This is a genomic window from Saccharopolyspora hirsuta (assembly GCF_008630535.1).
Taxonomy (GTDB): Bacteria; Actinomycetota; Actinomycetes; order Mycobacteriales; family Pseudonocardiaceae; genus Saccharopolyspora; species Saccharopolyspora hirsuta.
Genome location: NZ_VWPH01000004.1, coordinates 435,430 through 449,640 on the forward strand (window position 1 = coordinate 435,430; position 14,211 = coordinate 449,640).

At 71.3% G+C, this 14,211-nt stretch carries 13 protein-coding genes; 3 read left to right on the forward strand and 10 right to left on the reverse strand.

The annotated features are described in order from the left end of the window. Positions 1 to 71 precede the first annotated feature (71 nt). The 6 genes from F1721_RS10345 to leuC all read right to left on the reverse strand — a co-directional run bounded on the left by F1721_RS10345 (position 72) and on the right by leuC (position 6,742). Entirely contained in the window at positions 72 to 1,208 is a 1,137-nt protein-coding gene (locus F1721_RS10345) for an FAD-dependent oxidoreductase (RefSeq protein ID WP_211840406.1), read from the reverse strand. Between the two features lie 54 nt (positions 1,209 to 1,262). Then, on the reverse strand, positions 1,263 to 2,621 hold the full coding sequence (locus F1721_RS10350) for a sodium/glutamate symporter (RefSeq protein WP_150066374.1): 1,359 nt from the start codon (positions 2,619 to 2,621) through the stop codon (positions 1,263 to 1,265). A 7-nt stretch (positions 2,622 to 2,628) separates the two neighbouring features. Further along, on the reverse strand, positions 2,629 to 3,519 hold the full coding sequence (locus tag F1721_RS10355) for a LysR family transcriptional regulator (protein WP_150066375.1): 891 nt from the start codon (positions 3,517 to 3,519) through the stop codon (positions 2,629 to 2,631). A gap of 1 nt (position 3,520) precedes the next feature. Further along, the gene (gene solA / locus F1721_RS10360) at positions 3,521 to 4,645 is read right to left on the reverse strand and encodes an N-methyl-L-tryptophan oxidase (RefSeq protein WP_150066376.1); all 1,125 of its coding nucleotides are present in this window, start codon (positions 4,643 to 4,645) and stop codon (positions 3,521 to 3,523) included. Between the two features lie 79 nt (positions 4,646 to 4,724). Further along, positions 4,725 to 5,342: a 3-isopropylmalate dehydratase small subunit gene (leuD, locus tag F1721_RS10365; RefSeq protein WP_150066377.1), complete on the reverse strand. Its 618-nt coding sequence runs from the start codon at positions 5,340 to 5,342 to the stop codon at positions 4,725 to 4,727. After that, positions 5,342 to 6,742, reverse strand: coding sequence for a 3-isopropylmalate dehydratase large subunit (gene leuC / locus F1721_RS10370; RefSeq protein WP_150066378.1), 1,401 nt, complete (start codon positions 6,740 to 6,742; stop codon positions 5,342 to 5,344). The genes leuD and leuC overlap by 1 nt, the downstream gene beginning before the upstream one ends. 248 nt (positions 6,743 to 6,990) lie before the next feature. On the opposite strand from leuC, the gene F1721_RS10375 reads away from it, so the two are divergent. Next, positions 6,991 to 7,473, forward strand: a complete 483-nt coding sequence (locus F1721_RS10375) for an Lrp/AsnC family transcriptional regulator (RefSeq protein ID WP_150066379.1) — start codon at positions 6,991 to 6,993, stop codon at positions 7,471 to 7,473. Between the two features lie 6 nt (positions 7,474 to 7,479). Here the strand turns inward: F1721_RS10375 and F1721_RS10380 are convergent, their stop codons facing one another. Next, positions 7,480 to 8,808, reverse strand: coding sequence for a GntP family permease (locus tag F1721_RS10380; RefSeq protein ID WP_150066380.1), 1,329 nt, complete (start codon positions 8,806 to 8,808; stop codon positions 7,480 to 7,482). A gap of 281 nt (positions 8,809 to 9,089) precedes the next feature. Between F1721_RS10380 and F1721_RS10385 the strand changes: the two genes are divergently transcribed. Together F1721_RS10385 and F1721_RS10390 are read left to right on the forward strand one after the other, a co-directional pair. Beyond that, complete coding sequence (locus tag F1721_RS10385; RefSeq protein ID WP_150066381.1) at positions 9,090 to 9,449, forward strand: cupin domain-containing protein; 360 nt, start codon at positions 9,090 to 9,092, stop codon at positions 9,447 to 9,449. 383 nt (positions 9,450 to 9,832) lie between these two features. Further along, positions 9,833 to 10,327, forward strand: a complete 495-nt coding sequence (locus F1721_RS10390) for a DinB family protein (RefSeq protein ID WP_150066382.1) — start codon at positions 9,833 to 9,835, stop codon at positions 10,325 to 10,327. On the opposite strand, the gene F1721_RS10395 is transcribed toward F1721_RS10390, so the two are convergent. The 3 genes from F1721_RS10395 to dapA all read right to left on the reverse strand — a co-directional run bounded on the left by F1721_RS10395 (position 10,308) and on the right by dapA (position 13,953). After that, entirely contained in the window at positions 10,308 to 11,288 is a 981-nt protein-coding gene (locus F1721_RS10395; RefSeq protein ID WP_170301436.1) for an EamA family transporter, read from the reverse strand. The two genes, F1721_RS10390 and F1721_RS10395, sit on opposite strands and share 20 nt — an antisense overlap. Before the next feature lie 191 nt (positions 11,289 to 11,479). Continuing rightward, positions 11,480 to 12,991: an aminobutyraldehyde dehydrogenase gene (locus F1721_RS10400; protein ID WP_150066384.1), complete on the reverse strand. Its 1,512-nt coding sequence runs from the start codon at positions 12,989 to 12,991 to the stop codon at positions 11,480 to 11,482. 59 nt (positions 12,992 to 13,050) lie between these two features. Further along, the gene (gene dapA, locus F1721_RS10405; RefSeq protein ID WP_150066385.1) at positions 13,051 to 13,953 is read right to left on the reverse strand and encodes a 4-hydroxy-tetrahydrodipicolinate synthase; all 903 of its coding nucleotides are present in this window, start codon (positions 13,951 to 13,953) and stop codon (positions 13,051 to 13,053) included. Between the last annotated feature and the right edge of the window lie 258 nt (positions 13,954 to 14,211).

A 14,211-nucleotide genomic window follows, 5' to 3' on the forward strand; every position in this document is an offset into this window, starting at 1 on the left:
AACCGCGTTCCCGCGCGGCCCGTGCAGCCTGGCAGCCCGCGTTATCCCCCCCATATCGCTTGGGGCTCCGCTCATCCGGATACGCGGAACTCCGCGGGGACGGCAGCGGGGTCGGCCGCGCTGGCCAGGTCGGCGGCGAGGACGCCGACCAGCGGCGCGAACTTCGCCCCGTGCCCGGAGCAGGGCGAGACCACGGTGATCCCGTCCGCGCGGTCGAGGACGAAGTTCTCGTCGGGGGTGCTGGTGAACAGGCAGGTGGTCTCGGCGTACGGGTCCGGTTCCAGACCGGGCACGTTGTCCTGCACGCAGGAGGTGACCCGCCGGCGGTTGGCCGGGTCGACGAGCTGGTCCTGGTGCGCGGCCGACGGCAGCACCTTGCCGCCGTTGAACTCGGCGACCTTCTGGCCGCGGAAGTCGGCGTCCTCCCCGCCGGGCAGGCCGTAGACCTGGATGTGCTCGTCCTTGAAGATGAAGCTCGGCCACGCCGCGGCTGATCCACCGGTGCGGTACGGGAAGTGGTAGGCCTGCTCCTGCCGGACGATCAAGGGCGGCATCGCCGACCGGAACCCCGCCGGGAGCGCCAGCTCGCCCAGCAGATCGGGCAACCAGCCGCCAGCGCACACCACGACGCGTTCCGCCTCCACGACGGCACCGCTGGCCGAGACCAGCCGGTAGCCGGAGCGCTCCCGCGCGGCCGAAGCCACCTGCCAGCCCGTCTCCAGCCGCGCCCCGTGCCCGGCGGCGAGGCCGACCATCGCTTCCACGGCGGCTTGGGCGTGGATGACACCGGCCCCCGGGTGCCACAGGACGGGGGTGTCGAAGCGGAACCCCGGCCAGCGCTCGGTGGCCCGCCCGGCGCTCAGCAGCTCGTGCTCGACGCCGAGGTCGTCGAGGACGCGGGCCATGTGCTCGGGCTGGTGCTGCGCACCGAAGTCGAGCGCACCGGTCGGAGTGATGAGCTCCCTGCCCGCGCTCCGCTCGACCTCGTCCCACAGCGGCCGCGCCCGCACCATCATCCGGGCGTAGAGGTGATCGGCGTAGGCGTAGCGGAGGATGCGCGCCGATCCGTGCGAACTGCCGCCCCGGTGGGCTGGCGTCGCCTGTTCGAGCAGGACCACCTCGTGGCCCCGCGAGGCCAGCTGCCACGCGGTGGCCGAACCGGCCAGACCGGCACCGATGACGGCGTACTGCGACGTGAGCGGGGGCAAGGCACGGCTCCAGGAGTTCGAAGTGGGCTGGACGGCGACCATCATCCACTGCGGTCAGCCGGTCGGTTCCGCCGTCCGGCTCTCGGTGCGGGTCGGCCGCCGGACGAGCAGGAACGGCACGGCCAGCGCCAGGACCGCGATGCCGCCCCAGATCCCGGCGATCGCCCAGCCCGCACCCGCGAGCGCGAGCACCGGGGTGAAGGTCACCGCGGTCACCTCCACCGGCAGCAGCGGCAGGTAGGCGATGGCGAAGTCCTCCAAGGTCCGGGACCGCAGCCGGGGGTCGATGATGCGCAGCAGCGCCAGCCCCGTGGAGACCGACCCGGTTGCCCAGCCCCAGGTGAAGATCTGCTTCTCGAACCAGGCGTCGCCGAGCATCCGCGGCGCGACCACGATGCCGAGCAGCAGGCACAGCGCCAGCCCGACCGCGAACAGCACCAGCAGCGGCAGCCAGTGACCGGCCACGAAGCTCGGCACGATCGAGGCGATGCCGCACACCACGAGCACGTCGGTGGCGCTGCCCGAGATCGACTTGAGCGACTCGGGGTCGACGAACCGGCGCGTCCGGGTCGCCGACAGCAGCCCGCGCAGGACCAGGCCCACCACGAAGGCGATGGAGAACAGCGGGAACGACACCGCCGGGAACACCTCGCCGAGCAGCGTGTTCACCCCGTAGGCCGCGGCGGAGATCATCAGCACGATCGCGGCCTGGAATCCCAGCGACTCGATCGAGCCGCTGGAGAAGGTGTGCGTGCCGATCACCGGCCGCTCGTCGTCCGCGCGGAGCACCCCCGTGCGGAGGTGCTCCGGCAGCGCGCTGAGCCCGTCGAACTCCTTGGCATGTCCGCGCTTCGCGCCGATCTTGGCCTGGATGATGCCGCCGACGATGCCGACCAGCAGCCCGACGGTGGCGGAGGTGAAGGCCAGCGACTGCGCTTCGGTCCAGCCCCCGTCCCCGAAGACCGCGCCCATCGCCGCCGCCGAGCCGAAACCGCCCGCCCACCCGGCGAACAGCAGCAGCCCGAACCCGTCGTGCGTGCCGAACAGCGGGCCCAGCACCAGCAACCCGAGCACGACGCCGACCACGACCTGGGCCGCGTAGAACAGGACGCCGTAGCTGGCGAACCCGGCCACCGAGCGGCCGAGCCGCCGCAGGTCCACGTCGTCGGTCAGCGACAGGCACGCGAACACCACCACGATGAGCACCGACGAGTACGCACCGAGCTGGTCGGAGAAGGGCAGCAGGCCGAGCCCCTCGGGACCGAGCGCGAGGCCGAGCACCCCGGCGAGCACGCTGGCCGGGACCATCAAGGTCTGGAGCGGTCGGACGGTCGCGCGCAGGACGGCGCCGATCACGAGGAGCAGGCCGATCAAGCCGGCGTCGACGAGCAGCGACCAGGCTGAGTAATCCACGGGACTCCTACGGTGTTGGTGGGGATGCGAAACCGAGCGATCGCTGGGCGGACCGGAAGGCGCGCTCGACGACGGGCAGCAGCCCGAGCGGGTCACCGCTGGCGACCCGCGCGCGCAGCGGCGACCGGGCGGTGGTGCCGGGCAGCGGCAGGAACCGCACGCCCGGCCAGGGCGTGAGGCCGGTGATCTCGGAGACGATCGCCACGCCGTGCCCGGCCGAGACCAGGCCCAGCATCGCCTGCTCGCTCTGCACGTGGGCCACCGGCTCGGCGGAGAACCCGGCTTCGGCGCAGGCCGCGGCGATCGCGTCGAAGGCGACCGGGGCGCGGTCCCGGCCGAACAGCACGATCCGCTCGGTGGCGACGGAGCGCAGCGAGGCGGTGTCCGAGGCGGCCAGCGGGTGGTCCAGCGGCACCGCGAGCAGCAGCCGTTCGTCGGCCAGCACGACGTGGTCCGGGGAGTCGTCCGCCCACTCCCGGAGGATGGCCAGGTCGATGCGCCCGGCGGCCAGCGCGTGCCGCTGCTCGGAGCTGCCGAGGTCGACCACCACGGGGTCCCAGTCCGCCAGTTCCGGCAGCAGCGCCGGGAGCAGGGCGGGGAACGCGGAGGTGACCGCGGCGATGCGCACCGGGGCGCGGCCGGACTCCCCGCGCACCAGGGTCTTGGTCTCCGCCGCCCTGCGGAGCAGGAAGATCGCCTCCGGGTAGAGGACGTCAGCGGCGGAGGTCGGCCACACCGAGCGGCTGGTCCGCTCGAACAGCCGCACCCCGAGCTCGTGCTCGAGGTTGGCGATCGCCTGGCTCACCGGCGGTTGCGCGGTGTGCAGGCGGCGCGCCGCAGCGGTGAAGCTGCGTTCCTCGTACACGGCCACGAAGTGGCGCAACAGCCGGAGTTCCACATCAGCCCCCGAACCGGTCCGGGGAGAACCGCGAGATGTCGTGCTGCTGCGGCAGCCCGAGGGCCGAGCGCGCCGCGATCTCGCCGAACGCGGGCGCGAGCTTGAACCCGTGACCGGACAACCCCGCGACGACCACCACCCCGGGCCGGACCGTCCCGATGACCGCTCGCCGGTCCGGGGTGTAGGCGTCCATGTGGACCGAGTGCCGACTCGGGTGCGCGGGCAGGTCGGGAACCAGGTCGTGGACCTCGCCGCCGACCCCGGCCAGCGCGCTCGGCTCCAGGAACCGGACCAGCTGCGCGGGATCGGCGATCGAGCCCCAGGCGTCGGCCCAGCCCGCCTTCACCAGCGCCCCGTCCACGCTCGGGATGCCGAACAGGTGGACGTCCCCGAGGTCGCGGATGAACCCCGGGAAGACCTCCGGTGCGAACGCCGCCGGGTCCTCCGGCGCGAACCAGGTCAGCACCAGCGGCCGGATGTCGAGCACCTCCCGCAGCTCCGGCACCAGCTGCGCGGCCCACGCCCCGGCGGTGACGACGACGCTCTTGGCGGTGTGGCTGCCCCGCGCGGTCGAAACCCGCACACCGCCGGGGATCTCCTCGATCCCGGCGACCGGCGCGTTGTCGATCAGCTCGGCGCCAGCCTTCCGCGCTCGGCGCAACGCTTCCTGCACAGCGGACTCGGGCCTGAGCACGCCGCCGAGCCGGTCGAGAACACCGATTTCGTCGGTGATCGACCCGTGCTGCGGGAACCGGCTCTTCAGCTCGGCGGCGTCCAGCACCTCGTGCGGGATCTCGTGCTCCTCCACCGAAGCGAGCACGTTGCGCATCGGTGCGATCGTCGGTGCCCCGATCGACAGCACACCCGCGGGCAGGAACAGCGTCCGTCGGCCGCCCCGTTCGAGCTCCTGCCACAGCTCGCGGGCTCGGAGCAGCATCGGAACGTACTCGGGGCTCTCGTGGTACCCGGTGCGGAACAACCGGGACTCGCCCGCGTATCCCCCGGCGTCGTGCCCGAGCGCGTACTGCTCCACCCCGATGACCTGCGCCCCGTGCACTTCGGCGAGCTGCCAGCAGGCCATCGCCCCCGCGCTGCCGAGCCCCACCACGATCACGTCCGCATCCATGGACGGGGATTCTCAGCGCCCCGAAGACCTCCTGCAATACCTCGTCGATATGAAAAGGCTGTAGAGCTATCCGCGGATCCTATGGATGGCCCCGACCAGGACCGCGCTGCCGGGTGGTGGTCGGAAGCGCGGGGCGGCGGCGGGCCTCGTAGGCCGCGATGTCCTCGGTGTGCTGGAGGGTCGTGCCGATGTCGTCGAGACCCGCCAGCAGGCGGTCGCGGACCTCCGCCGGGACGTCGAAGCGGCACTCCACACCGTCCGCCCGGACCGTTCTGGTCACCAGGTCGACCGTGACGGGGGCGGTCGGCTCGCGCTCGAGCAGCTCCCAGAGGCGCTCGACCACCGGCGCGGGGACCACGACCGGGAGCAGGCCGTTCTGGTGGGCGTTGCCGGTGAAGATGTCGCCGAAGCGGGGCGCGATGATCGCGCGGAAGCCGTGGTCGGTCAGCGCGTAGACCGCTCCTTCGCGGGACGAGCCGGTCCCGAAGTCGGTGCCCGCCACCAGGATCGTCGCCCGGTCGTAGGGCTGCCGGTTCAGCACGAACTCCGGGTCGTCGCGCCAGTCGGCGAACAGGTCCTGCCCGTGACCGGCCTTGGTCAGCCGGGTCAGGAAGCGGACCGGGATGATCTGGTCGGTGTCCACGTTGCTCGCCCGCAGCGGGGCCGCTTGTCCGGTGTGGACGGTGAACTTCTCCATCAGGCCTCCAGATCCGCTGGAGCGGCGAGGTGACCGGCCACCGCGCTGGCAGCGGCCACAGCCGGTGAGACGACGTGGGTGCGGGCACCTTTTCCTTGGCGCCCCTCGAAGTTTCGGTTGTTGGTGGAGGCAGCGCGCTGCCCCGGGCGCAGCCGGTCCTCGTTCACCGCGGCGCACAGGGAGCACCCGCTGGTGCGCAGCTGCACGCCAGCGGCGGCGAAGACCTCGGCGAGCCCCTCGTCCACCGCCTGTTGGCGGACGGTGTCGGACCCGGGGACGAGGTAGACCTCCACACCGGGCGCGACGGTGCGCCCGCGCAAGACTTCGGCGGCAGCGCGCATGTCCTCGATGCGCCCGTTCGTGCAGGAGCCGATGAACACCGCGTCGATCGCGATGTCGCGCATCGGGGTGCCCGGCTCCAGGTCCATGTAGGCGAGCGCTCGCTCGGCCGCGGCGCGCTCCTCGGGGTCGGCGAACGACGACGGGTGCGGCACCGCGGAGTCCAGCGGAACCCCCTGCCCGGGATTGGTGCCCCACGTCGCGAACGGGCTGATCCGGTCCCCGTCCAGCACGACCTCCCGGTCGAAGACCGCGTCGTCGTCGGAGCGCAGGCCGCGCCAGTGCTCCTCCTCGACCTCCCACGTCCGGCCGCTCGGCGCGTGCGGTCGGCCGCGCAGGTAGGCCAGGGTCGTGTCGTCCGGTGCGATCATGCCCGCCCGCGAACCGGCCTCCACGGTCATGTTGCACACCGTCATCCGGGCTTCCATCGACAGCGCCTCGATCGCCGGGCCCCGGTACTCGACGATGTGCCCCTGCCCGCCCGCGGTGCCGATCTGCGCGATCAGCGCGAGGATCAGGTCCTTGCCGGTCACGCCGTCGGCGAGCCGCCCGGTCACGGTGACCCGCATGTCCTTCGGCCGGGTCATCGGCAGCGTCTGGGTGGCCAGCACGTGCTCGACCTGCGAGGTGCCGATGCCGAAGGCCAGGGCGCCGAACGCACCCATGGTGGTGGTGTGGGAGTCGCAGCAGACGACGGTCATGCCCGGGTGCACCAGCCCGAGCTCCGGCCCGATGACGTGGGCGATGCCCCGCTCGCGATCGCCCCGCCGGTACACCTCGATGCCGAACTCGGCGCAGTTCTCGGCCAGCAGCGCGGCCTGGCGGCGCATCGCGGGTTCCTCGATCCGCTTGAACAGGTCGCCGGTGGGGACCAGGTGGTCCTCGGTGCCGAGCGTGAGGTCGGGGCGGCGCACCCGGCGACCGGCGGCCCGCAGCCCGTCGAACGCGATCGGCGTGTTGACCTCGTGCAGCAGGTGGAGGTCGACGTAGAGCAGGTCCTCCTCCCCCGCCGTGCGGACGACGTGGGCGTCCCAGACCTTCCCGGCGAGGGTCCGTGCCATCGCGCCCTCCTTCAGCCGTGTTCTGCGTGACCGGTCGGTCGTGAACAGGGTGGACATCGCGTACCGCTGGGTCAACTGAACGCGTGATTTTTGAGCACCTGGTACAGCACGAAGTCTGCTTGGCCGACCATCGTGGACATCTGGTCATGACTTCCGAGCCCGCTCGGATCTCCTGCTGGGCCAACGGCCCTCCGAGATGGAGAATGTGCGGACCACCGGCCACCACGACCCGGCACCGGGAGCACCGCATGCAACCAGCGCTCGAACCGCTCGACACCGCAGTCCTCCAGCTGATCGCCGAGGAACCCCGGGCAGGCGTGCGCGAGTACGCGCGACGGCTCGGGGTCGCGCGCGCGACGGTGCAGGCCCGGGTCGACAAGTTGCAGCGGCTCGGGGTGCTGATCAGCTGGCGGCCCCAGTTCGACCCGGCGGCGATGGGCTACGCGGGGCTGGCCTACGTGCGGCTGCAGCTCGCGCAGGGCAAGCTCGAGCAGACCCTCGCCGGGCTCAGCCGCATCCCGGAGGTCATCGAGGCGAACGCGGTCGCCGGTGACGCGGACCTGCTGTGCCGCGTGGTCGCGAAGGACAACGCCGGGCTGGAGGACGTGCTGCAGCAGATCATCGCGGTCGACGGCGTGGAGCGGACCTCGACGGAGGTCGTGCTCAGCCGCCGCCTGATGCCGCGCATCTCGCCGCTGATCAGGAAGATGCACGACGAGCTGCGCGGCTGATCCCGGCTACCCGAGCACCGCCGACAGCGGGAGGATCACCAGGATCGCGACGACCGAGGCGATCGAAACCCCGCCGGAGAAGGTCTTCAGCGTGCCGCGCGCGGTGAGCCCGGCCAACGACTGCAGCAGCCAGAAGGTGTTGCTGGTGACGTGGATGGCGAACAGCGAGCCCGCACCGGCGGCCAGCGCGATCCACACCGGCTCCAGCCCGATGACCGGGGCCAGCGGCGCGAGGATGCCAGCAGCGGTGATCGCCGAGATGGACACCGAGCCGACCGCGACGTGCAGGACGGCCGCCACCACCCACACCACCAGCAGCGGCGCCGCGGTGTTCGCGGCGAAGTACTGCCCCAAGACGTCCCCGAGGCCCACGTTCTTGATCGTCGTGGCGAGCGATCCCCCGACCCCGTTGAGGATCAGGATCTGCCCGCTCTCCCGGAACCCGTTGCCCAGCGCTTCCTCGACCACCGCCGCGCCCGCGGCGCGACGGGTCACCGCGATCGTGCCGATCAACCCCAGGAACAGCGCGATCACCGGGTCGCAGGCGAACTCCAGCGGCGCGATCTCGACCTCGGCGATGTCGAGCACCGCACCGGTGGCGATGAGCAGCAGCGCGACGAGGATCGGGGCGAAGAGCACGACCAGGCGGGTTCGACCGCACTCCCCGGCGGCGGCCTCCGGGGAGGGAACCGGCCGCTCGTCCTTCGCCTCGTCCCACCAGCCCCGGCGGAAGACGAACTGCGCGATCGCGACCGAGATGGCGGTGGTGGGCACCGCGACGAGGAGGCCGAAGAGCAGCATCGTGCCGAGCGGCACCCCGAGCAGACCGGCCAGCGCCAGGCACGCGATGCCCGGCACGACCATGACCACGCCGACCTCCATCCCGATGGCCATCGCGGCGATCATCCGCGGCGTCCCGGCCCGGCCCATGCGCATGCCCAGCCCCCGCGCCAGCGGCGCGACGATGACCACCAGGACGTCGAGGAAGATCGACTGGAGCGCGGTCGCGACCGTGATCGACAGGGCGTAGGGCATGCGCGCGGGCCCGACCCGGCGCAGCAGCGCCTCGACGAGGCGCTCGATCGCACCCGAGCGCTGCAGCAGCGAGCCGGTGAGCACGCCGAACGCGACGAGCAGGCCGATCTCGGCCATGAGATCGCCGAAACCGGTGGTGATGGCCTCGATCGTGCCGTCGACGCCGAGCCCCGAGGTCAGGCCGAGGTAGCAGGCCCCGAGCAGCAGCGAGATGACGGGGTTCAGGCGGAACCGGATGATCAGCAGCACCGTCGCGAGGACGGCGAACGCCGTGTTGACCAGGGTCAGGGTGTTGGACATGGGTGCATCCCGGTGATCGCGCTCGGCATCGAGCGGGTTGGACGTCGTTGTCGCGACGGGTGCAGATGCGCAGCTGTGCCGGGAGAAGCTAGCCGTTCGTGCCCATTGGGTGAAGCTCGACCGCAGAAGTTGGGCCAGTTGTACAGCGAGATCGGGCAAAGCACGACCAGACCGCACCATCGGCCCAAGCCCGCCCGCATGCGCCCTTGGACCCTGGGCGCTGGACCAGGTGCGCCGCAGACTCGACCTGCACGCAAGTGGCGCGGACTCGAGGAGGAGCGATGACGCTCGAAGTCAAGGATCTCGGCAAGCCGGACGATTCGCGCACGTTCGAGCACGGCGAGCTGGACGTGGTCGAGCTCCCCGGGGTGACCGTCGGGCGCACCGTCCTGCACCCCGGCTGGCGCTGGTCGAACGACGTCAAACCGATCGTGGGGACCGACAGCTGCCAGCAGGCCCACACCATGTACGTCCTGTCCGGCAGGCTGCACATCGTGATGGACGACGGCCAGGAGGGCGAGATCAGCACCGGCGAAACCGGCGTCGTCTCCCCCGGGCACGACGCATGGGTCGTGGGCGACGAGGACTGCGTCGCGATCGACTGGTCCGGCGCCGCCACCTACGCACAACCAGCGCAGTGACCTGATCCCGGGAGACCGTGACCCTTCCGGGGAACAACGGGGAAACCGCCCACCGGGGAGATCACCGATCCCCGGCCCACGACTGTCCACACTGCACCATTCCCGAGCCGAGCAGCATCGGGCGCTGGACCTCGCGTCCACCTTCGGATAAGGTCCGAGCAACGCCTGCGCGTGACACGCCGGTGTCCCCCGGCACCCGCGCAGATCTAGCGACTCAACGCCGACGACCGCACATTCGGCGGACGGCTCACCGAGATCACCGGCACGAACTCGCCGAATTCCCGCCCACTCCGGGCGAGCACTCATCCGACCGCGCGCGGAAAAATCCGAAAACCCCTGAGAACAGGCAGATCCACGCCCGCCAAGCAGAATCGAGGCCGACGATGACCTGGTCGATACCGCTCACCACCACCGGCGCCGAGCGCCACCTGCTCGAAACCGCGCTCGACCGCAACCGAGCCGAGCTGATCAACACGGTGCGCGGCCTGTCCGAAGCGGAGGCCCGCCGCCGTCTCGTCACCTCCCCCACCACCCCGATCGGACTGCTCAAGCACGCCGCCGTCGCCGAACGGATCTGGTTCCAGCACGTCCTGGGCGGCCTGCCGAAGCACGAGTGCGACGGCGGAACAACAGCCGGGGACACCAGCTTCGTCGTCGCCGACGACGAGACGGTGCCCGACGTGATCGCCGAGTTCGAGCGCGCCAGCGAACGCTCCCGAAAGATCGCCGCCGCCTTCGACCTCGACGACACCACGACCCACCCGGACCTCGGCGAGGTCAACCTGAGGTTCATCTACCTCCTCATCGCGGAGGACTTCGCCCGCCACGCGGGCCACGGCGACATCCTCCGCGAGCAGATCAAGAACCCCGCCGGATGAGCACCTCCGCCCGCCTCTCGTCGTCGTTCCGCAGGCGACCGGAGTTCGTCCGGCGGCTGTCGACCACCCGGGGCCGCTGGCCATCGCGAACGTTGGGGTCGGTGCCCGGCACGAGCAGCGCGATCACGACCGTGGCCGCGCAGACCACCACGACGCCCGCCAGCTGGAAGGGCGTCAACGACTCCCCCAGGACCACCATGGCGATCACCGCGGCACTTGCGGGTTCGAGCAGGCTGATCGTCACACCGGCCGACGCGCCGAGCCGCCGCACCCCTCGTGCGTACAGCCAGTAGGCCAGGCCACCTCCGATCGCCCCGATGTAGACCACCACCAGCAGCCGGTCGACCGCGAGGAGACTGCTGGGCGCGGTGAACGCAGCGATCGGCAGCAGCGCCAGAGCTCCGACGGCGAAGAGGACCCCAACCGCTCGCGGCCCCGCGTGGCGGGAGGTCAGCGCCTCGATGGCGACGCTCTGGAGCGCGAACAGGACCGCGGCGACGACGGAGAACGCCAGGCCCTCAGGGTTCATCTGAACGCTCGATCCGTCTCCGAAGGTCACCAGCAGCACCCCGGCGATGGCCAGCACCATCCCGACGAGCAGCCCCGCTCCGGGCAGCGCGCGAGCTCTGACCGCGCTGATGAGCCCGGCGACGAGGGGCGCGAGTCCGATGCTGACCGCCGTGCTGGTCGCCACGCCAGCGCGGGCGACGGCTTCGAAGTAGCAGACCTGGAAACCCGCGAGCGCAAGACCACCCGTGAGCGCGGGCCGCAGATCCAGGCGGCACCAACCCGTCAGCGCACGCGTCCCACCGGCCAGCAGGAACAGCGTCAGCGCTCCGACCAGCAGACGCCCGCTCCCCGCCCCGAGGAGCTCATCGCCCGCCAGCGCGGAGGCGGCCGGGCCGAGCGTGCCCCACAGCAGCGCGCCCGCAGCTGCGCTCAGCGCGGGAACCTTGTTCATCACCATCCCTCTTCCTGCCCGACCGTATGACAACCGAGCGGACACCGGTCCGCCGTCGGCGGCCGAGCGGGCCGATGTGCGGATCCGCGCACGTCGACCGCGGAAAGGCCGCTGCGCGGAGGCCTTTCCGCGGTCGTGGTTCGAATGCGGGTGGGCGGGGACCGACGCGAAGCCGTCCCTCGCCCCCGGGCTCATCTCCCGTGGTTGTGCATCACGTGCTTGGTGCGGGAGTAGTCGTCGAGCGCGTAGATCGACAGGTCCCGGCCGTAACCGGAACCCTTGAAACCGCCCCACGGAACCTCGTTGGCGAGCACCAGGTGCGAGTTCACCCAGACGGTTCCCGCATCCAGGCGCGCTGCGATGTCGTGGGAACGGCGCGCGTTCTCGGTCCACACCGATGCCGACAGGCCGAAGGGAACTTCGTTGGCGCGGCGGACTGCTTCGTCCTCGTCCCGGAACGTCTCGACCGTGACGACCGGGCCGAAGACCTCCTCGCGGCTGATCTCGGCTCCGTCGGGAACGTCCACCAGCACCGTCGGCGCCACGAAGTAACCGGGCCCGTCGAGCGCCCCGCCACCCACGGCCGCGCGGGCGCCTTCCTCCTCGGCGCGCTCCAAATACCCGAGCACGCGGTCGAAATGCGCCTTCGACACCAGCGGGCCGATCTCGACCTCTTCCCCGGCCAGCGGCTCGCCCACCACCAGATCGCGCACTTCGGCGACGAGGCGATCGACGAACTCCTCGGCGATCGATTCGTGCACGAGCACGCGGCAGGCCGCCCCGCACTCCTGGCCGGAGTTCCAGTACCCCGCAACGCGCAACGCCGACGCCGCGGCGGCGAGGTCGGCGTCCGGGAAGATCACCACCGGGGCCTTCCCGCCGAGCTCCAGGTGCACCCGCTTGAGGGTCTCGGCTGCGCCCCGGGCCACGGCACGACCGCTGTTGACCGAACCGGTCAGCGCGACCATGTCCACATCGGGGTGTTCCGAGAGCCGCGCACCGACGGCGGAACCGCGCCCGGTGACCACGTTCAGCACCCCGGCGGGCAGCAGATCGCCGACGAGTTCGGCGAACTTCAAGGTGGTCAGCGGCGTCTGCTCGGACGGCTTGATCACCAGCGTGTTCCCCGCCGCGAGGACGGGTGCGATCTTCCAGGCCGCCATCATCAGCGGGTAGTTCCACGGCGTCACCACTCCGACCACGCCGACCGGTTCGCGGCGGATGACCGACAGGTGGTCGGCGACGTAGTCACCGGCGGCCATCGACGTGGTCGCGCGCAGTGCCCCGGCCATGAAGCGGAAGGTGTCGATGGTCCCGGCGACGTCGTCCTGCGCGACCCGGATCGGCTTGCCGGTGTTCGCCGACTCGAGGTTGACCAGCAGCTCGGTGCGCTCGGCCAGCCGGTCCGCGATCGCGTGCAGCAACTCCGAACGGTCCTTGGGAACCACCCGCGCCCAGTCCGCCTTCGCCGCGACGGCAGCGGCGACAGCGCGGTCGACGTCCTCCGCCGTGCCGTCGGGCACCTGGGCCAGGACCTCCTCCGAGCACGGATCGACCACGTCGAGGGAACTCCCGGACGTCGCCCCGACGAACTCGCCGCCGATGAAGTGCTGGGCCGGCGGGAACTCGTCCGCATCGACCAGCGGTGGCACGTCAGATGCGCGGCGAACCGCCGCCGTGCCGAGGTCGGCTGAAGCGGGCATGAAGCACTACCTCCGTTGCGTTCTCGCGGAAAACGGTTCGTGGTTCGCAGCAGCGCTCGTCAGCGCGCGGCCGCGGCCCGCGGCCGCAGTCCGGCGGCCAGCGACGAGATCGACCCGGCCGTCCCGGCGTCCAAACCGGACAGCGGCGGACGCGGGCGTCCCGCAGGGAAGCCGACCGCGTTCAACGCCTCCTTGACCGCCTGGATGAACGGAGCCGACATCATCGCGTCCACGAGCGGGTAGATCCGCGACCACTCCGCACGCGCGCGTGCGAGGTCCCCGGCGACCAGCGCCCGGTGGACGGAGACGAGCTCGGCGGGGATCACGTTGGCGGTACCGGCCATGACACCGGCCGCGCCCTCGGCGATCGAGGCCAGCAGCAGGTCGTCCGAGCCCACGAACGTCGAGATGACGTCGCCGTAGTGGTGGACCAGCTTGCACACCTGCGCCATGTCGCCGCTGGTGTCCTTGATGTACCGGATGTTGTCGACCTCACCGGCGAGCTGACCGACGGTCTCAGGCGCGAGGTTGACCCCGGTGGCACCCGGGAGGTTGTAGAGCATGATCGGGAGGTCGACCGCGCCCGCGACAGTGCGCAGGTAGCGCACGGTCTCCTCGATGGTGAGCGGCTCGTAGTACGGGGTGACCAGCATCAGCACCGAGGCCCCCGCGTCCTGCGCGTGGCGGGACAGCTCGATCGCCTCGGCCGTGCTCACCGCACCGGTCTGCGCGATGACGGGGACCCGACCGGCCGCCTGGTCGATGACGGTCTCCACGACCAGGCGTCGTTCGGCTCCGGACATGGCGGCGAACTCACCGGTCGACCCGCAGGCGACGACGCCGTCGACTCCCCCGTCGACGCTGCGGTCGACCAGGCGACGCAGATTCTCCACGTCGATCCGGCCTTCAGGCGTGAACGGGGTGGCGAGAGCGGTGAGCACACCGCTCAGCTGTGCCGACATTTCAGGATCTCCCTTGCTCAGGTCGCGGGGCGGAAGGGCACCGCGCACATCGATCACGACCCCGCCAGCGCCGATCGCGTGGCGGCTCCGGTCGTGCGTGAGCGGGGTGCAGTTGTCGTTGCGAGCTCGCGCGCCTTGTGGGCGCCAGCGGTGCGACCTCGTTGGCGACGAAGTATGCGAAAGCCGTCGTTTGTCGACAACGCCCATGTACCGCGACCAGGCCTCCTCGTTGAGTCGAGTCGGAAGTTTCCCTACGAT

What these genes read in the sequence shown, in the direction of transcription:
- solA (WP_150066376.1), bottom strand. Translation starts at nt 4,645, where the DNA reads ATGGATGCGGACGTGATCGTGGTGGGGCTCGGCAGCGCGGGGGCGATG.
- leuD (WP_150066377.1), bottom strand. Translation starts at nt 5,342, where the DNA reads ATGGAGAAGTTCACCGTCCACACCGGACAAGCGGCCCCGCTGCGGGCG.
- leuC (WP_150066378.1), bottom strand. Translation starts at nt 6,742, where the DNA reads ATGGCACGGACCCTCGCCGGGAAGGTCTGGGACGCCCACGTCGTCCGC.
- F1721_RS10375 (WP_150066379.1), top strand. Translation starts at nt 6,991, where the DNA reads ATGCAACCAGCGCTCGAACCGCTCGACACCGCAGTCCTCCAGCTGATC.
- F1721_RS10380 (WP_150066380.1), bottom strand. Translation starts at nt 8,808, where the DNA reads ATGTCCAACACCCTGACCCTGGTCAACACGGCGTTCGCCGTCCTCGCG.
- F1721_RS10385 (WP_150066381.1), top strand. Translation starts at nt 9,090, where the DNA reads ATGACGCTCGAAGTCAAGGATCTCGGCAAGCCGGACGATTCGCGCACG.
- F1721_RS10390 (WP_150066382.1), top strand. Translation starts at nt 9,833, where the DNA reads ATGACCTGGTCGATACCGCTCACCACCACCGGCGCCGAGCGCCACCTG.
- F1721_RS10395 (WP_170301436.1), bottom strand. Translation starts at nt 11,288, where the DNA reads ATGAACAAGGTTCCCGCGCTGAGCGCAGCTGCGGGCGCGCTGCTGTGG.
- F1721_RS10400 (WP_150066384.1), bottom strand. Translation starts at nt 12,991, where the DNA reads ATGCCCGCTTCAGCCGACCTCGGCACGGCGGCGGTTCGCCGCGCATCT.
- dapA (WP_150066385.1), bottom strand. Translation starts at nt 13,953, where the DNA reads ATGTCGGCACAGCTGAGCGGTGTGCTCACCGCTCTCGCCACCCCGTTC.